General features: G+C 40.8%; 14 protein-coding genes, 1 tRNA gene and 1 pseudogene. 9 read left to right on the top strand and 7 right to left on the bottom strand.

Annotated elements, in window-relative coordinates; translation table 11 throughout:
- Positions 1 to 578 precede the first annotated feature (578 nt).
- Positions 579 to 803 carry a helix-turn-helix transcriptional regulator gene (locus NFI81_RS17435; protein WP_234611199.1) on the bottom strand — a complete coding sequence of 75 codons (225 nt, stop codon included), beginning with the start codon at positions 801 to 803 and terminating at the stop codon, positions 579 to 581.
- A 224-nt stretch (positions 804 to 1,027) separates the two neighbouring features.
- Here NFI81_RS17435 and NFI81_RS17430 point away from each other — a divergent pair, with 224 nt between their 5' ends.
- From NFI81_RS17430 to NFI81_RS17410, 5 genes and pseudogenes are all read left to right on the top strand, one after another.
- Positions 1,028 to 1,633, top strand: a complete 606-nt coding sequence (locus tag NFI81_RS17430; protein WP_234611200.1) for a Fic family protein — start codon at positions 1,028 to 1,030, stop codon at positions 1,631 to 1,633.
- Positions 1,615 to 2,151, top strand: a complete 537-nt coding sequence (locus NFI81_RS17425) for a DUF3427 domain-containing protein (protein WP_310590123.1) — start codon at positions 1,615 to 1,617, stop codon at positions 2,149 to 2,151. Before NFI81_RS17430 ends, NFI81_RS17425 begins: the two co-directional genes overlap by 19 nt.
- 111 nt (positions 2,152 to 2,262) lie before the next feature.
- Positions 2,263 to 2,442, top strand: a pseudogene (locus NFI81_RS17420) (SDR family oxidoreductase); the annotation flags it as partial.
- A gap of 241 nt (positions 2,443 to 2,683) precedes the next feature.
- Positions 2,684 to 5,299, top strand: a complete 2,616-nt coding sequence (locus tag NFI81_RS17415; RefSeq protein ID WP_234611203.1) for an AAA family ATPase — start codon at positions 2,684 to 2,686, stop codon at positions 5,297 to 5,299.
- A gap of 193 nt (positions 5,300 to 5,492) precedes the next feature.
- Positions 5,493 to 6,455 (top strand): DUF4365 domain-containing protein, encoded by a 963-nt coding sequence (locus NFI81_RS17410; RefSeq protein WP_234611204.1) that lies wholly within the window; start codon positions 5,493 to 5,495, stop codon positions 6,453 to 6,455.
- Positions 6,456 to 7,616: 1,161 nt separating this feature from the next.
- On the opposite strand, the gene NFI81_RS17405 is transcribed toward NFI81_RS17410, so the two are convergent.
- From NFI81_RS17405 to NFI81_RS17390, 4 genes are all read right to left on the bottom strand, one after another.
- Positions 7,617 to 8,021, bottom strand: coding sequence for a hypothetical protein (locus NFI81_RS17405; RefSeq protein WP_234611205.1), 405 nt, complete (start codon positions 8,019 to 8,021; stop codon positions 7,617 to 7,619).
- 26 nt (positions 8,022 to 8,047) lie between these two features.
- Entirely contained in the window at positions 8,048 to 8,890 is an 843-nt protein-coding gene (locus NFI81_RS17400) for a relaxase/mobilization nuclease domain-containing protein (RefSeq protein ID WP_234611206.1), read from the bottom strand.
- Complete coding sequence (locus NFI81_RS17395) at positions 8,878 to 9,309, bottom strand: plasmid mobilization protein (protein ID WP_252176011.1); 432 nt, start codon at positions 9,307 to 9,309, stop codon at positions 8,878 to 8,880. The genes NFI81_RS17400 and NFI81_RS17395 overlap by 13 nt, the downstream gene beginning before the upstream one ends.
- Positions 9,310 to 9,644: 335 nt before the next feature.
- A complete protein-coding gene (locus NFI81_RS17390; RefSeq protein ID WP_234611208.1) occupies positions 9,645 to 10,022 on the bottom strand; it encodes a lysozyme inhibitor LprI family protein in 378 nt (125 codons plus the stop codon).
- Positions 10,023 to 10,292: 270 nt separating this feature from the next.
- Between NFI81_RS17390 and NFI81_RS17385 the strand changes: the two genes are divergently transcribed.
- The 4 genes from NFI81_RS17385 (at position 10,293) to NFI81_RS17370 (ending at position 16,030) form a co-directional block, all read left to right on the top strand.
- Complete coding sequence (locus NFI81_RS17385) at positions 10,293 to 11,102, top strand: AAA family ATPase (protein WP_234611209.1); 810 nt, start codon at positions 10,293 to 10,295, stop codon at positions 11,100 to 11,102.
- On the top strand, positions 11,044 to 12,090 hold the full coding sequence (locus NFI81_RS17380; protein WP_234611210.1) for an ATP-dependent nuclease: 1,047 nt from the start codon (positions 11,044 to 11,046) through the stop codon (positions 12,088 to 12,090). The genes NFI81_RS17385 and NFI81_RS17380 overlap by 59 nt, the downstream gene beginning before the upstream one ends.
- Positions 12,068 to 14,110, top strand: coding sequence for a UvrD-helicase domain-containing protein (locus tag NFI81_RS17375; RefSeq protein ID WP_234611211.1), 2,043 nt, complete (start codon positions 12,068 to 12,070; stop codon positions 14,108 to 14,110). Before NFI81_RS17380 ends, NFI81_RS17375 begins: the two co-directional genes overlap by 23 nt.
- A gap of 153 nt (positions 14,111 to 14,263) precedes the next feature.
- Positions 14,264 to 16,030, top strand: a complete 1,767-nt coding sequence (locus tag NFI81_RS17370; RefSeq protein ID WP_234611212.1) for an anti-phage dCTP deaminase — start codon at positions 14,264 to 14,266, stop codon at positions 16,028 to 16,030.
- A gap of 477 nt (positions 16,031 to 16,507) precedes the next feature.
- On the opposite strand, the gene NFI81_RS17365 is transcribed toward NFI81_RS17370, so the two are convergent.
- Positions 16,508 to 17,728 (bottom strand): site-specific integrase, encoded by a 1,221-nt coding sequence (locus NFI81_RS17365; RefSeq protein ID WP_234611213.1) that lies wholly within the window; start codon positions 17,726 to 17,728, stop codon positions 16,508 to 16,510.
- 251 nt (positions 17,729 to 17,979) lie between these two features.
- Positions 17,980 to 18,055, bottom strand: a tRNA-His gene (locus NFI81_RS17360).
- Between the last annotated feature and the right edge of the window lie 45 nt (positions 18,056 to 18,100).

The raw sequence follows: 18,100 nt of genomic DNA, 5'->3' as shown, positions 1-18,100 counted from the left end.
ACAAACTCATGAGTAATTGCAATCGCTATGCTCCTGCAATTTATCAGCTCGACCTCAAACTTTTGTTAAGGCAAAGTAAAAATTCAGAATGTCTGAGTTTGTCTAATTTTGAATGTATTACTTCTGATTATCAATTACTTACGCAATGTCCGAACAACATTAGCCGCCAGTATTGCGAGGGAGACGGGTCTCGAACTTTGCCTTTAATCGGCTCGTAATCAAGGTTTTGTCTCCTTTATTTGATGTGAACTACACGAATGACGCACTATTTTTTATACATATAGTACAACAGTATATTTGTTATGTATAATTCTTTTAGCGAAAATTGCTTGAATTGATGATGGTTTTCGCTGGTTTTTGAGTGCGTTTTCGGGTGGTTTTTGGTGTTCAAAGGTGGTAAAATGCCTGTGGTTTTTGGCGGTGGTAACTGCGATTTTGCTGACGTAAAAATACGAATTTTTGTAAGAGTTTGTAGTTCTGTTGCAGTAAGAAAGCTTGATACGAAAGCAAACTTTCGGCAGTAATAAGGATTTGTTGCCGAAAGTTTGCGAAGTGACATTTCTATTAATTGAAGGAGTCTATTTGTCTTTTTCTTTTTCTAATTCCTGTTTGAGATCCACTACACCAACTTCCTTTCCAAATAGCCACAGAACTTGATTGACCTTATCAAGTCGAAGTGTTTTCTTACCTTGTTCCAAATCACGAACAAAGCGCAGACCGACACCTGCCTTGAAAGCAAGTTCTTCCTGTGTAAGCCCAACTGCCTTACGCCTTTCTTTCAAGAATGATGAAAAAGTAGACATGTTATATACCCGTTAAGGTATAAAGCTAACTAGTTTGGCTGGATTATACCAGATCAGGTATAGCTTCGCTATTCGACATATTTTATTCCGCATGGTAGTTGTGATTTTTCACTATCCAGTAAAATTGTCACAACATGGTTTAATAGAAATGTCACAACATGATTTAATAGTATTGACACATCAATCGTCAATAGATTAATAACAGCCTGATTTGATGGATTGATATGGCAACCACAGATGCCTATCATTCGATTTCCATTGAACGTTACAGGGTCACGCCCGAACTGATTGCCAAAGTAAGTTCGGGGGAGTGGAATGCCAATGAAAAACATCGTAAACAACGCGACGCAATGGCTGCCAGACGATACTACCAGGCTTTTCAATCTGTAACTGAGAGTATCAAAGCCATACTGCGAGGTGAAGATGCAGGAATGCTCGCGGACAAAGACCACTCGAAATGGTACAGGGAAATGTTTGATCCAAGTGTAGCAGCAGGTATCCTGACGGGCGCAGATCTTGCCGGATACAGGAACCATCAGGTTTATATCGGTAATTCCAAACACGTACCGCTCAATGTTGATGCCATGAGAGACGCTATGCCCATATTGTTCGAGCTTCTGCAAGAAGAGCCCGAAGCATCGGTAAGGGCGGTATTGGGACATTTCATATTTGTGTTCATTCACCCTTATATGGATGGCAATGGACGTATGGCGCGATTTCTGATGAATGCGATGCTGGCTTCGGGAGGATCCATGGACGGTAATACCTGTGGGAAGTCGCGACGAATATATGGAGTTATTGGAAAAAGCCAGTGTGGAACAGGACATTGAACCTTTTGCTGCCTTTCTCGGCCGTCTGGTCAACGAGGGAATGCGGGATAGAGCTGTTGCGACACTACCCGGTACCGGATTTGCAAGTGGTTCAATCTCTGCCTTTCGTTCAACCGCTCAAAGTACATAGCCGATATTCGAGAGAACAGATCTTGGCCGCTTTCGGAGAAAGCACATTTAAAAGGAAATCCAGCAACCGGGAAGGGGTTGTTAACCTGGAAGCAAAGAATGCCGAGCTGCTGCTCATAACGCTGGAAAAGACAGAAGCAAATTACTCTCCGACCACATTGTATAACGATTACGCAGTAAGTGAAAAGATATTTCACTGGCAGTCTCAGAACACGGTCCGGCCTGAAACTGGCAAGGGGCTGTCGTATGTAAAGCAAAAGCAAACGGGAAAATCGATTCTTCTTTTTGTGCGGGAGAAGAACAATGATGAATTCGACAATATAATTGCCTGTGTCTTCCTGGGCCTAGCGGATTATCGACCATTACGGAGCGAAGCCGATGAGTATTAATTGGGCATTGCGCGAGTCAGCTCCGCATTATATCTGGAAGGATATGGCGAAGATGGAAGTTGGGTGAGGTAATTTCAATGTAACCAGCGCGGATGTCGCCCCGACGGTGAGTATGAGAAAATGTTTGTTGCCAATACACCGCACGGTCGCAGAGGTCGGCCCGAAGACATTGCGAAAGCATCCGTATTTCTTGATTCCGATGATGCGGTGTGGATTACGGGAGAGCGGATTTCCGTTTCGGGAGGGGATGTTCGGGTTTTAAATGAAATTGCTTCCGCTGCGAAGGCGTAGGCCATTTTTGGGCGGAGGCTTACCGTTTGCTAAGAAAACAGCAATTAGTTGGCATTCGGAAGGTAGAAAGGTGTCATGCAGGCACTTAGAAAGTGTACGTCAGGTCTGGACATTAATGAAAGACAGTGGAAATTGGCAAATTCTTTCGTAGCCCCTAAAAAAGCAACAACGTTAATCACGACAAACTACTCCTCGTTATGTGAAAATCACGCAAACACTTAGAATTTAAGCAAATTAAAACATGGCTGAAAATACGTCAACTAAATCTCCAAATGGACAAGCCGACACATTAGAGTCTGCCATTAAAAAATTTGCCAACGAGTTGCCGTACTGGTCGAAGTTTTTGGCTGAGCGGCGATTGTCTGGCTGGGGAATCTCAGATGAAGAAATAGATACGGCGTATGTTTGTCTGATGGAGCAGCTTGGTCTCCTTGAAAAAACAGAGCGCCCAGAAATTACTGTCAATTACAATCCTGACAGTGCGAGACGTCATAAGGGTGATTTGGTCTTCGCCAAACTCGAAAATGTAGAAGGTGTGAACGCGTTGGTAGAGGGGCAGAAACTAGAGTTCGGACCTAACCTCACAATTATTTTCGGTTCCAACGGTTCTGGCAAAACCGGGTACACGCGGCTCTTAAAGCAAGTATTCCATTCCAAATCTCGGGAAGAAATTTTGCCGAACGTGCATATTGCGGCTGGTCACAAGCCAGTTGGTGCGAATTTTCTTTTTGTTTCTGGAACAACCAAAATATCATTAACCTTGAAAGATCGCGCTAGGGCAGAATTCGAGCAGTTTTCAGTATTTGACGGAAAGAGCGTGATCTGCCATTTAGATCAAAAAAATGAATTCGAATTCCGACCCGCTGGCCTGAGCTTCTTCGGCGAGATGAGTGCTGCAATTGGTCAGGTAGAGAAGAAGCTAGAGACAGAATTAACATTTCTAAAGAATTCTAGTACACCTCAAGATCTTTCGGCCCTGTTCGACGGTGAATCCGAGATTAAAACTGCTGTGATAGAAATCAATGCCAATACAAAAAAAGAGGCGTTGAATAAGTATACTCCGTTTTCTGATGAAGACAAACAGCAACAATCACAAAAAAACAAAAATCATGATGATCTTCTGGTTGCATCAAAAAATACGGAGAAGGAAATCAAGCACCTCGAAAATCTAAAAAAGCTTATTACCGACAATAAAACCTCAATTGATACCCTTAATCGCTTTTTTTCAACTAACGCATTGGAGAAAATTAACAAAACTATTGAGGATTACTTGGAAAAAGAGGCGATTGCAAAAGCTGAAGGGAGTCAAAAATTTCAATCGGAAACCATTCTTGACATTGGAACTGACGAGTGGAAGCAGTTTATCCTTTCTGCTGAAAAATTTGCCAAGACTCAGAAGAGTGGAGATACGAATTATCCGGAAGACGGGGATTATTGCATTTTATGTCAGCAACTGTTGACTCGAGAAGCTCAATCTTTAATCGATGATTATTGGGCATTTATCAAAAGCCTTGCCGAAGAAAATGCTAGAGGCGCTTTGAATGTACTGGAAAAGATCGTGATTACATTTGAGGAGCTGAAATTTGATCTACTGCCAGAGGATAATGTTCTCGTTGTGTGGATGAACGACAACTACCCTGCTCGGTTAAAGGAAATCAAGCATGGCTTAAAAGAACAACATACTCTCAGAAACAAGATTTTGACAAGCCTTAGGGAGAAAAAGCCTTTTGCTAGCGAACAATTTCAGACCACACTCAGGCATCATCAAGATATTGAATCCGAAATTGAGAGTAAAATCAAAATAGTCAAGAATAATGACTTGCTGAGGGAGCTTGAAAAATTAAAAAAGGAAAAAACCTTTCTCGATCACAAGGAAAAATTCAATTCCAATATTTCAAAATTTGAAAGCTGCCTGATTGATCAGCAATGGATACATATGGCCGGCAAAGCAAATTTCAAGAAGGCAAAGACAGATGTAACAAATGCCGAAAAAAGTCTTTCCGACAAGTACTTCAATCAAAAATACATTGATGAGTTCAATAAAGAATGCCATAATCTGAATGGAAATTTTGGAATCGAAATAGCACATACAGGCTCTGCCGGTAAGTCTTATAGACAGTTAAAACTCAAAGGTAAAAACCCACACGCCGTACTGAGCGAGGGTGAACAAAAAGTCATTGCAATTGCCGACTATCTTGTTGAAACGAGGCTTTCAGAAGCAAATAGAGGACTTATTTTTGACGACCCAGTCAATTCTTTGGACGAAAAAAGAAAAAGTGAGATCGCTAGACGTATAGTTGTAGAAAGTAGCTCGAAACAGACAATTATTTTTACACATGACCTTATATTTTTGTCATCATTGATAGGCCATTGTGGCGATTTGAACGTTGAGCACTCCTGTCATTGGATTGAAAACCGAGGGGGTAACCCTGGCCAGGTTTGGCTGAATAATTCTCCATCATATGAACGAGAGTATCGAAATGCGGAACTCGCCAGAAACCTATACACCGAGGCTGCGAAGTTTGATTGCTCCCCGAGTAACCGCGAATATTTGATTAGATCTGGATTTGCTTGCCTAAGGACTAGTTATGAAGTCCTGGTAATCCATGAACTGTTTGGTAGTGTTGTCCAGCGATTTAACGAGCGGGTAAGCATCGATGCATTGTCAAAGGTCCATTTTGATCGCCAGCTGATTGATCAGTTACAAGACAGTTTCGCCCAATGTTGTAGACATATGGAAGGGCATACCCACAGTGATAAATACGCTTACAAAAAGCCTGAACCTAACGATCTCAATAGTGAGATAAAACGGTTTGACGATATAAAGGCTAAAATTAGAAAGGTGGCCAAACAATAATTTGAAGTAGAAACGACCAGCTTGTTTTTCAGAGCAAAATCACGCTAAATGGAGGGACGTCTGAATATAATGAGACTTTAAGTATAACTGATCTTTCTGACAATAGATCGCGCGATATTAACTATTCAGGAAGCGATAAATAAAAATGAGGGTTACATACCAATTAGTTAACCTTTTTAGAATTTCGAACAAAATGAAAACAGGACGACAATTTAAAGGTATTGACGGCTCACTAATTGTGAATGCGATTGTAAATGATAAATGGAAAAGTGATTTTCAAAAAATTGACCAAGAAAATGATGACTCAATAGATGCAATGGTTCTCATTAGAAAACAAGGGGAAGTAACTGGCGAAGTGATATATATGCAAATAAAAGCCGGAGACGGGTACCAGTCAAATAGCGCAAGTCGCCATGACCACATTGGAATCAACGTTAGCAAGAAATATATTGAGAGCCATCGCCCACGCTGGAATACCCTTCCAGGAGCGGTCATATTAGTTTATGTTAGCGATGAAAAGATTACTTATTGGACAGACCTGAAATCAGAATCTTCTTATTCCCGAGAGAATAGAAATATTATCTTAGTTCCTAAAATTCAAAAGTTTGGAGAACATTCGAAGGGGGCCTTCAAAAAAATGGGAAACTATATAAAACAAAGCAATGTCTCTTCAATCGTAGAAATCAAAAATTCCGATTTAGCCTATCTTAGGATTGATGAGTCAATTATAGGTAGTGGAAGAAAATACTATAATGAATGGAGTAAATCAGATGCCAAAAAAAGAACTAATCCAGGACTGGGAGAAGTTAATGTGAACAGGGTTGGCTGGAGACACATGACTGATGCAAAGAAAGGCTATGCAAGAATAATACAGGGCATGCAACTTCTTTGCGTTGCGAAAAAAATTATTTTGGGCATTGACAAGGCCTATCAAATTACAAAACCAGTTGAATCTGATAAATCAGAGGGAGAATATACTCTTAGCGATTTTATTAGTTTAAGGGCTGAAGTAATCTTTCCTCACAGGCAAAAAACCATTGTCCAAGTAATTCTTATTCGCAAAAGGCTAATAAGTACTAAAGATGGAAAAATTGATCAGCGCGTATGGCTATATTCTGTGTACGAACCGCTACGCGGTCTGAAGTTGCCAGGCTAGCGCTTACCACCCACCACTTTGGGTGAACTATCGAGTACCTGAAAGGCTCGCCTTATACCTGTGTGGTAATTAGTAAGCTACTATGCCAAGCATTACAAAGTTATAAAAATAATAATAAAAGTCTTACCGATATTAAATTTGCGAACATATATGATTGGATTTCAAATCCCTAAAAAATCCGGTACTTGCATTGACATTCACCTTAATAGCTCTCCCGAAGATTAGGTTACCGATCAATTCTTTTGAGAAGAATAGACATCGGTAACAAAGGAGTTGCAACTTATCCGCCCTTCGACTGCCCCAGCAGACCCTTCATGCCCTCACTAATCTTCACATCCAAAATCTAGCATTGCGGCTGCTCCTTTTAGTTCTCGGTAACCTGCAAACTTATTAGAAGCACTTTATCGATTTTATTAAAATATCCGGGCCAAAATGGCCTTAGAGAGGCATACGGGTGTAAGTCTGAAACCCGGCCGAAGTGTTTCTTCGTTGAAGTTTGCGGTGACCTCTCCTTATTTATTCATCCAAAAACCATTGCCATGCAAACTTCAGATGGTAAGGTGTTGACTCAAACACAAATTCAGTCAACGCAACGAATGATGCACGTCACGTATTAGATAACGGCGCTCCGCTGACGCAATCGCAGGCAGATTTTCTGTAGATCGTCGATTGATAGGGCTGTCGGGAATTATCCCAATCGCTCAAAATGATCCGTGATCTCGTTCTTTACCACTTGAATATTCCCTCTGATAAAGCTAAAAAGTCAGCTCTCTTTGAACAGAAAGAACTTTGGGAAGGACTCGAACAAATGGGGGTGAAAGCTTAGAAATTGGAGGACTGTTGTTGACAGTCCTTTTTTGTTGTAGCTCAGCAAATAGATGCGGAACAACCCGTCGCCCGGCGCAATGCTCTAGGCATAGAAGAGCAGTGCCTTCGTTGCTTTTAATTGTCGTTTAATTTCATACTATTATTTTTCACCTCAGCGCTGTCGCCTATTCTAACTCAAAGCGAAAAGTGACGGGGTTCACCCCTTGACTGCAAATCCATGAGGCGGTTTAAGGAGCGGTGACAGCCGCGGTAAATAGCCGATGGATTTGCAGTCGTCACTTTTTGCTTTGTACCTTTCGTTGCGCTGTGGTGCAAGCGCAACCTTACCATAGGTCAAAATCCCATCGAAAAGCCTTTCTGCTTCTTCCGTTTCGGCTTTTTCAACTGATGCGGCGTGTACTCGCCATCCTTGACGGGAGACAACAAAGAATCAAGAGACTTATCAGTCTCCAACGATCTACCATTTTCGGCATGGTCAACATTACCTCCGCTAGCAGCCTGTCCCACATTCATCCCAATCCTTTGAGATTTTTGCTGATGAAGAGAAAAAGGATCCTCGATGCATCGCTCGGCAATACCCTTCGCGCTATACTGCTTACCCAATGCACTTCCGTTGAAGACGGATCTCGTTCGATGATCACAATATGTGATCCCGTATAGCAGGCCTTCTTCATTTTTTCGGATTACCGTATCGATCCCGTCTTTTTGAAGAATATTGATAAGTCTGGGCAGTGACACGTTTTGTATGCCATACAAAGTAAAATCTATACTATTCCTAATCCGTAACGAATCTTTCGTACGGTTGGATTCATCTCATTGAACAGAAACCGCACTTTCAGATTTCTATGTGTTGGCTTGAAATGAAAGTCGCCTGCTTTGATGGGCACTCCAACCCGGTTGCCATCTTTATCCAGCACACGGTATAAAATGCCATTGTTCTTTCTGATCCTCGACCCCTCTGATCCAATGTCTGCCGCAACATTATATTGGTTGAGCACTGCATTCAATTCGCCAATCGTGGTGAACTTGTAATCGTTCAGAACCATTTCGAGCACATTGGCAATTGCCTTCTTGGTTTCTGACTTTCCATACGCCGCTTTAATGCTGACGGGTTTTAAATTAAACTCCTGCGCTTTTCGATCTTGTGCCTTTACCAAACCAAAATCTATCTCAATTTCTTTCCTGGTTTTCTCAGATTGATTTTTGCCCAAGTTGTGCAGTGAGATCCGGCTTCCATCAGCTTTGATGTTGGTCGTCACGATATGCACGTGCGGGTGACCGGCATCCCGGTGCTCGTATACGAGGGCGGGTTGTTTATCAAATCCAATACCTTTTAAATAGGCTTTCGAGATCTCCGCAAGTTGTTCTTTGCTCAGCTTTTCCGACGGATCAAAGTTCAAAGACACGTGAACCGTATTGACCTTTGTTCTTTTGTTCAAAGCTAGTTGCCGCTGTATCCGGTTCAGCTTTTGATCAAAATTTAGGGCATCCGCATCCTTTGGATAGTTGATAGCCGTAATGCATTCCGCATGTCCCTGTTCCAGCTTCTTCTCATTGTATTGCATCACAGCACGGAGCCGACTGCTGGTGTGGATCACTGCAACCATCGATCTGCCAGTTTATCGGTTTGCGATTTGATCATGTCCAGGACTGAAAACATAAATGTCTTTTCGGCTTCGTAGCTGGCGATCCAGTTTCTAAATTCTGAGATCTGGTTGACGGCGTTGAGGCGTTTGGTCGCCTGGTTGAAGTTATTGCCAAGCCGGTTGAGCTCTTCGCGCAGCTCTGACAACTCACCAATCATCTGATCTTGCGAACCGTTCCTTTCTATCACAGTAACCGGTCGGTTGAAGATTAAGAGCCGCAAAAATTCACTTAATTTCCGGCATGTGGTGCGGCTGCGTTTGGCTTCCAAATTGGCGTATTCTTTGGGTGTCAACCGGAAGATTACATGCCTTGTCTTGTTCGATTTTTCTTCTTTCATCACGATCCTATCTACACTTTCAAACATTAAAAACTCCTTCACAAACCTGGACCGACTTTGGAGGGGAAGGCCAGATCGGGTGCGCAGCAACCGGCGATTGTATTACAATCGTACATCTGGCCAGACGCGCAAAGCAGGCGGCTCATTTGCATTTCGAAGTCTTCGAAACCAAGTATTGAGCCGATTTGTGAATCTAGTTTATTGAAATGGGATTTACCTATCCTAGGTAAATTTGCCTTAGGATAGAATGTCTTGACATGGAAGATTAGAGTGTTTGGAAAGATCGAGTTTTCTCGAAGAAAGCTGAAAATGTTTGAGTTTGTTCGAAAGGCCATCTTCGTTTCGGTTTCGGCCAACAAAGAGCGTAACCAAGGCGTTCAATATTTTCGCTTCACTGAGCCTGCGCATACATCTCCTTCTTCTATGCCCGTCAGCCAGACTCTTAACACCTTTATTCTTTCATTGGTAAGCTCTGTCTTCAAATTTGCAAGACACATGGAATGCACACTACCGTAGTACCCTGGTTCCCTCTGAGGGTATCTGGCTCTTACTTCAGCATCGCGAAACTGAATCCACAGGCGTTGAGATGTTCGAAGGTTCTTTATGAATTCCTTGTCTGTGGCATATTCCCGCAAGATTTTCTGATATACCGAATTGATCTCTATCTCTGCCTTTGCGTAAGAGTTGTCGTTTTGTCCGAATGCGTTGTGTAGCGAAACTAGAAAAATGATAAAAACTAATAGGTTTGTCTTCATTTGAATGTCATTTTGATGTTTAAATGTGGTGCTATTGGAATGTATTCCGTCTCGAATCCATTGCAATTTGCAGACCAGCTTGACAAAATTAGCTAGAAGCAACTCTAGTTTGGCGCTGAATCTCTTAGCATCCTTCTCACATTCGAAATTTAAGCAAACATCCAATTTGAATCAATTCGTCATATATTGTTATAATTTTTGTATATAATTGTACTTCACAGAGACTTTTTACGCTAGTGTTCACTAAATTCATAATTCGGTCGAATTCAAATGCATCTTACAGAACTTAGAATTTGGAACTTCCGAAAATATGGTAGCATTTCAGAGATTGACCTTGCCAAGCCGAATCTAACGGTACCATTTCAACAAGGTCTGAATGTGCTAATAGGAGAAAACGACTCTGGCAAAACCGCTATCCTTGACGCTATAAAGATAGTTCTGAAAACTCACGCTTTTGAATGGATTAAAGTTGAAGAATCCGATTTCTATATTGGGAGCTCGACCCTTAGAATTGAGTTGGATTTTATCGGTTTTAGCTATTTAGAAGGAAAGAATTTTACGGAATGGATCGGCTGGCGGGAAGTATCTACTTTAGATAAAAAGGGAAATACAATCAGTCAAAAGGTTCCAGTGCTAAAACTTATTTATCAAATTGAAAAAAGGAACAATAAAATAATTCCCGCTGATATTAAAGCTGGTATGGATTCTATCGGAAATGCACTGTCCGCCGAGGCAAGAGAATTTTTGAAAGTCACATATCTAAAAGCACTTCGAGATGCAGATACTGATTTAAATGCAAAAAAGAACTCACGATTGTCACAAATTCTTCAAGAACACCAACTGTTTAAAAAAAAATCAGCATCAGGCACAGAAGCCTCACTACCTTTTATCGAACAATTTAAACTTCTTAACAAAGATATTGAGACATGGTTCCACGGCACAGAAGTTCCAAAAGGGCATGTCTATTCCGTTCGTACCCAAATAAAAGACCGCATCGACAGTTTCCTGAAAAGCTTCATCAATGAGTCCAGTGAATCAAAATTCTCCCTTGGAGATCCCGAAATCAAGGAATATTCTTGAAAAAATATCACTTGGCATTGTGAATGGAGAAAATTTGGGGCTGGGAACAATGAATCGATTATATATGGCTACTGAATTGCTTCATTTGAAAAAAGAGTGGGACGGTTTGAAATTGTGCATCATTGAAGAACTAGAAGCTCATCTACACCCTCAGGCGCAAATGAAAATTATTGATGCGTTAAGAACGGATGCAAAAGATATACAAATGATATTAACGTCACATAGTCCCAACCTCGCATCAAAGGTTCCTCTTGAAAATATAATTTTATGCAAAGATAGTGATGCCTATCCGTTAAGTCACTCAAATACAGCACTTTCGCCAGAAAATTATCAATATCTTGAAAGATTTCTAGACGTAACAAAGTCAAATCTTTTCTTCGCCAAAGGTGTGATCATAGTAGAAGGTTGGTCGGAGGAAATCATAATTCCCGTTCTTGCTAAATTAAGTAACTGCGATCTTACCAAAATGGAAGTTTCTCTTGTTAACGTCGGTTCAACAGCTTTCCTACATTTCGCAAAGATATTTGTGAGAACTGACGGGAGGAAGTTAAACGTACCTGTATCAATCATATCTGATTTGGATAATCGTCCCGATGAATACGGCATATTTAGAAATGATGAAAATAAGTCAAGAGCTATTGAAAGTCTGAAATCTTCTTTTAGCCAAACATCTGTGAAGGCATTTTATGCAGAAGAATGGACATTAGAGTGGTGCCTATATAAATCACCCAGCTTGTCAACCCATTTTCGTGCATCTGTGGCAAAAGTACACTCCGGCACTGAGGAATTTATCAATGGAATTTTTGAAGAAAACAAATTCGTTAAAAAGCTTAGAAAAGATAAAGGCACTGCACCGCTTGACAAAGTTAAGATTGCAACGGTTTTAGCAGGTATGCTTGAGGAAAGTCCTCCAACTCTTCAATCTGATGATAAGTATATAAAATATATCATCGACGCTATAAAATATGCCTGCAATGCTAATCGATGAAAAACATCTGTCTGAGGCTGAAAGGCTTCTGATTCCAGGAAATACTTTTAATGAGGAGCGTAGAGAATTCATTTTTGGCTTGCAATCGGGTGACCTCCTAGCCGTTCCAGGAAGTGGTAAGACTACCGCTTTGATGGCAAAACTATTTTGTTTGAGCAGGCAAATGCCATTTCATAATCATTCAGGTCTGCTAGTACTTGCTCACACTAACGCCTCTGTCAACGAGATAATTGCTAAATTAAACCCCACCTGTCCTCGTTTATTTGAATATCCAAACTTTGTTGGGACAATTCAGTCCTTTGCAAATAAATTCCTGGCTAATAATGCAAATTTCATAAAGTTTGGAACCTATATACACCGGAATGATGATGATATATACCACCTTGAGGCAACAAAATACTTTAAGTCACTACGATGGTCAAGGAAAGAAGAGGAGCCCAAAAATCTAATTAATAAGCTATACGGACGTATTAACCGTGGTAAGACAGTAACATTTGAAGAGGGGAAGGAAAACGTTTTACAATTCTTAAAATCATTCGAAATAGATTTCATAAATAGGAAAATCATTTATAATGGTCAATCGTTTTATACATATAAAGGTGTTAGTCAGCCCTATTATCTAGAATTAGAGCGTTGGAAGGAGAGTGTGTTATCTAAGGGACTCTTGTGCTTCGCTGATTCATTTCACCTTTCAACATGGTATTTGCATAATTATCCGGAGGTAAAAGAGCTTCTGCAAAGTCGCTTTTCTTTCGTATTCATTGATGAAATGCAAGATCTAGAAGCTAATCAAATTAGTCTGATAGAATCGGTATTTCGAGATTCACCACGAACTACCGTTCAGCGTATTGGAGATGTTAATCAAGCGATATATGGATCCGGCAAAAAAGTCAAGATCACTTGTGATTGGAAGCCAAGAGATGTAAAGTATTTGAATGGATCAAATCGATTGAGTTCCAAGATCGCCAACCTTGTAAATGGCTTTACCCTCGATAGTCAGGGTAACCGCTTCAAAATAGTTTCGGAAAAAAAAGTAGATGATCTAGATATATGCCCACATCTTATCATTTTCAATCGACAGAATCAGAAGAATTTAAAGAAAAAGTTTATCGAACTGATCAATGAGTATGGGTTAACAAAATGCAATGATGCCACGAATGGCTTTAAAATTATTGGATGGACTGGAAAGGAATCGGAAAACGATAAGTTGTCACTAAATTCGCTTTTTGGATATCAAAAAGATTTCTCTTCTATAAAAGAACACTTTGACTCACTTCGTAAACATTTATACATTTTCGATACTAAGACAAAAGCATTATCTGCAATTAGAAAATCTATTCTCACAGCTCTCGTGACAATTCTTAGATTACAAGGAAAGAAGATAACAAAGCGTACGAGAAATAGGACTTTTCAGCGGTTTTTCACTATTTCTGACCTTATAGAATTTATAAAAGTTCATGAAGCAGGTTCTGAACAGCCTGCATACGAGATATTCAAGCAGAAATTATATTCTTGGAGTATTTTACTTGCAGTGGATCAAAAGTATGATCTTGCTTATAATGATATTAGAAAATTTGTGCTAGGCGAATTTGTGGCTTGGTTTAGCCTAGGACAAATGTCTATCGAGGCATCCCTTTTTATTAATGGAATATATGACGCCAAGCAGCCCGAGCTAACTATTGGGCTAAATTCAGCTTCGCCTGAAGACATTAAAATTCAGATAGAAACTGTACATTCTGTTAAAGGGCAGACTCATTGCGCAACAATGTATGTTGAAACATTTTACCATGAGTATGAAATAAACAAACAAGGGATTGCTAGCGCATTGCTTGGAAAGCCCCACAAACTCAATATTTCAGACTCTGATTGCAAACGAGGTAAAGAGGCTCTTAAAATGATGTACGTTGGCTTCTCTCGGCCAACGCGTCTCCTTTGCTTTGCATTAGAAGACATTCGGGTTCCAAACGACATTTCTGATTTCACAAGTGCGGGCTGGAAAATCGTCCATTTAAATGATTGAGAAAAGCGAGTGAGATTATTTTACTTTAAACAAAAAATGGAAGTTCATTCTTATATTTTTTCTAATAGACTGGTTATCGTCACAATGTCATTTATTGAAAATCATTTCAAGAGCTGTCTCTAATCAATTTCTAACTCTGTATAAGTCAATATTATGAGAATTACATTTACCGGCGATTATTCAGATTTGCAAAAAAAGTTGAAAGACTTAAATGGCAAGTGGGATGAAAGTGAGCCAAACCGGAAAGTATTGAGGGTTCAAGGGTCTCAAATGAATTGGTTTGAAACGACAGGTACGCTTCAATTTCAAGGTAAGCCGGACCTAAGCAAGGCGCTTGAAAATAAGGTCAAATTTTACCTCTATCCAGGCGAATTCGAGAAAGGTGAAGATATGGCGGAGACTCTTCCATCAAGTACTATGGAAACGGTTAATCTGGAAACTTCATCATCTGGCAGCAGTCCATCTGTACAGTTTTTAAATGACGAATTCCAAAACTCTGAGATAATCATTGGTATTGTTAGTGCAGTGGGTACAGAAGTGGACAGAGTCATAACGCCTTTGAAAGATCGCTTAATAGGTTTTGGATATGATGTTAGAACCATAAGGGTTTCTTCTTTGCTACCACCTATTAATGAGCCAGGCCAACGAGAATATGGGAGAATTAAACACTATATGATGCAAGGTGATACAGCAAGAGAGGTTTCAAATAATTTCGGCATTCTTGCTTGTGGGTCAGCAAAATTGATCTCAGAAAGTAGGCCGGCGAGTGCCTCGAAGGTAGCCTATATTGTAAATTCCCTTAAACATCCGGACGAAGTTGCTTTACTGCGCAAAATTTATGGGGCGGGATTTTACCTGATTGGAATTCATTCCGATAAAAAGCGAAGGATAAATTACTTGACAGTAGACAAGGGTTTAACTCAGGTAGAAGCGTCCGAGCTAATTGGGATTGATGAAGATGAGAAGGTAAAACATGGACAAAAAACCCGTGATACCTTTCACCTTTCAGATTTCTATTTGAATCTGGGCAAGAATGACGATCAAGTTAAAAATACTATCTCGCGTTTTCTTGAACTTATTTTTGCCCATCCCTACAAAAACCCGACTTTCGATGAATTTGCAATGTACATGGCATTTGCGAGCTCAGCAAGATCGGGCGATTTAAGCCGTCAGGTCGGCGCAGTAATAGCAAAAGGTAAACAGATTATAGCAACAGGCGCAAATGAGGTGCCAGCGGCAGGAGGTGGGCATTACTGGGCCGAAATTGATAACGAGACAGGTGAGGTAAATGACTTCAAAGGCGGGAAGGACTATACACGTAAGGAAGACCCCAATACGATTGAGCAAAACGAAATTATAGAGTCGCTTCGGAGTAGTATTAATAGTATTGAGGGTATTGATACTAGCCTTCTTGATTCAATAGTTGAGAAATTAAAAAATAGTAGAATAAAAGACATCACTGAATTTGGAAGAGTTGTGCATGCCGAAATGCAAGCTGTTCTCTCATGTGCGAAAGAAGGTATTAGTTGTCAAGGCGGAACACTATACTGTACAACATTTCCCTGTCACAACTGTGCGAAGCATCTGTTAGCAGCAGGAATTGACCGAGTTATTTATGTGGAACCATACGACAAAAGCAAGGCTTTTGATTTTCATAGTGAGGCAATTACAAATGAGGGAAATTCTTCTAGTTTAGTTTCTTTTGAGCCATTTATTGGAGTGGGTGCGAGTAGATTTCTGGATTTCTTTTCAATGCGGTTTGGTGCCGGTACAAAACTCAAACGTAAAAACAGTGATGGAACAACGGTAGATTGGCAAAAGGAAACAGCAAAGTTGCGAGTTGTATTACTCCCTGAATCATATTTGGAGATTGAAAAGTCTGCGGGACAAATTTTTGAGAAAGCAGTCATAGGTAATTGAATTGACTGAAAGGCTACTGACAAATATGATTTAACTACTAAGTAAGACTAGATTTTAAACATTCTCCTAGACTAACAGAATCTAGGATAAGTGTGCTAGACATTGTGACACTGGCACAACATCTAGCTTTGTTTGGCGCTGCTAATAGCTGAAACGATGGTCATCACCAGGAACAGGAAAATCCAATGTATCGCACTGTACATCGCTACTAGTATGCTACAGAAATGAAGATGTATGGTTTGTTATACAGTGGCGACACGGAGCACTTTTTGCCGACGCCGAAGCTGCCAATGCATGGATACAAGGCGTGCCAAAAAGCATTCAATGAGCACAAAGCCCTGAACATCAAAAATTTAGTATAATTCTTGTCTACTTTTATTCTAGTACATAGCCTATGTAAATAGATTCAGCATAGGCGTGCAAAATATTATAAAAGCGTCACGACAGTTACTATTCAACACACCGAGCCGAAGCACCCTACATCCCCTTCAACCGTTCCCGCAAACCCTTCATATCCTCACTAATCTTTACATCCAATATCTTCGCATAAATCATAGTCTGCTTCAAAGACCGATGCCCGAGCATTTTAGAAACCGTCTCAATGGGCACCTTATTACTCAGCGTCACCGTAGTAGCGAACGTATGCCGCGCAATATGAAAAGTCAGCGTCTTTGAAATTTCGCACAGGTTAGCAATCTCCTTCAAGTAAGCATTCATCTTCTGATTACTCAGAACCGGCAGCACAACACCAGCAGCGCAGCACTGCGGATGATCCTTATACTTCTCAATAATTTCCAGCGCCGTATCCAGCAGCGGAATACGTGTAGGCGCATCCGTTTTCTGGCGAGTGGTATCAATCCATGGCTCGCCATCCATTCCAACAACAATATCCGTTGTCTTCAATTGCTTCACATCCACATAAGCAAGCCCGGTATAGCAGCAGAATAGAAAGATGTCCCGTACTTGGCTGATCCTTTCAACTTCAAATACTTTTTCAGTCAGTCGTCTCAGCTCGTCCCTGGATAGTGGGTTCTTCACAACTTCTTTTTTGGTCAGCTTGAAACCTTGAAACGGATCCTTTTTCAGCCATTTATTATTGACGCAGATCAGCACAACCTTTTTCAAGTTGCTCATATACTTGATTGCCGAGTTATGGTTGCAACCTCGCGCACTTCGCAGCCAGAAGTTGAACTCGGTGATGAATTCATAATTCAGGTCTTTGATCGCCATATCATCTTTCTTGTACTTCCACTTAATGAAGGAAGCAGTATGCTCCTTCGCGGTCTTATAGCGCTTCAAAGTGAGCGGTGCGAACTCCTGACCGACTAGCGCTTCCATCTGCTCATTATGGTGCGCAAATACTTCGAGGATCGTGCGGGTTTCATTGCTCTTACCGAGCAGAATGTTTTTCAGTCCTTCTGCAGAAATCTCTTTGTCATCCTCGGTAAGCATTTTCTTGGCCTGGTAAACTTTGGCCGTGAGCATGTCCAAGTACGCATTAAGCGTCTTGGCATCTTCCTTATTTCCGGCGGGGCGACCTACGGAGGAATTCCACCTTTCGGTATTCCATAACTTCTTAGTAGATAGCTCGGCGACCTTGCCATCGACGGTGATTCTTAGATAGACGTAGCGAACTGTTCCCTTCTGATTTCTGGCGGGCTTTAAATAGAAAAGCAGACCAAATGTTTTCTCCAACATAACACAAGCGTTTAAAAGTGGTTAAATATCGAATTACCACGCTTGCCAATCAAGATGTTTACGGCGTAAACATCTTGTCTATCAATTTGTTATGCCGTTTCCAGTGAGTCTTTTTCTCAAAGTGAGTGAACTACACGAAAGACTCACTGAAAACATGGGAATTTTTGCATTTTTTGATATAATCTGAAAAACAAAAATGCCCGCAAATCGTTGATTTACAGGCATTTTGTTTGACTTTGAACTTATTTCAAGGGAGGGAGACGGGTCTCGAACCCGCGACCTCTAGAACCACAATCTAGCGCTCTAACCGACTGAGCTACAACCTCCGTTCTGAGGGGCAAAACCCCTTTCGAGGATACAAAAGTAGGAAAA

This window comes from Dyadobacter fanqingshengii, assembly GCF_023822005.2.
Taxonomy (GTDB): domain Bacteria; phylum Bacteroidota; class Bacteroidia; order Cytophagales; family Spirosomataceae; genus Dyadobacter; species Dyadobacter fanqingshengii.
The sequence above is the reverse complement of the archived record's forward strand: the minus strand, read 5'-3'. Positions and strand labels throughout refer to the sequence as shown.

What these genes read in the sequence shown, in the direction of transcription:
- NFI81_RS17380 (WP_234611210.1), top strand. Translation starts at nt 11,044, where the DNA reads ATGAGTCCAGTGAATCAAAATTCTCCCTTGGAGATCCCGAAATCAAGG.
- NFI81_RS17390 (WP_234611208.1), bottom strand. Translation starts at nt 10,022, where the DNA reads ATGAAGACAAACCTATTAGTTTTTATCATTTTTCTAGTTTCGCTACAC.
- NFI81_RS17400 (WP_234611206.1), bottom strand. Translation starts at nt 8,890, where the DNA reads ATGGTTGCAGTGATCCACACCAGCAGTCGGCTCCGTGCTGTGATGCAA.
- NFI81_RS17415 (WP_234611203.1), top strand. Translation starts at nt 2,684, where the DNA reads ATGGCTGAAAATACGTCAACTAAATCTCCAAATGGACAAGCCGACACA.
- NFI81_RS17375 (WP_234611211.1), top strand. Translation starts at nt 12,068, where the DNA reads ATGCCTGCAATGCTAATCGATGAAAAACATCTGTCTGAGGCTGAAAGG.
- NFI81_RS17430 (WP_234611200.1), top strand. Translation starts at nt 1,028, where the DNA reads ATGGCAACCACAGATGCCTATCATTCGATTTCCATTGAACGTTACAGG.
- NFI81_RS17365 (WP_234611213.1), bottom strand. Translation starts at nt 17,728, where the DNA reads ATGTTGGAGAAAACATTTGGTCTGCTTTTCTATTTAAAGCCCGCCAGA.
- NFI81_RS17435 (WP_234611199.1), bottom strand. Translation starts at nt 803, where the DNA reads ATGTCTACTTTTTCATCATTCTTGAAAGAAAGGCGTAAGGCAGTTGGG.
- NFI81_RS17370 (WP_234611212.1), top strand. Translation starts at nt 14,264, where the DNA reads ATGAGAATTACATTTACCGGCGATTATTCAGATTTGCAAAAAAAGTTG.
- NFI81_RS17410 (WP_234611204.1), top strand. Translation starts at nt 5,493, where the DNA reads ATGAAAACAGGACGACAATTTAAAGGTATTGACGGCTCACTAATTGTG.
- NFI81_RS17385 (WP_234611209.1), top strand. Translation starts at nt 10,293, where the DNA reads ATGCATCTTACAGAACTTAGAATTTGGAACTTCCGAAAATATGGTAGC.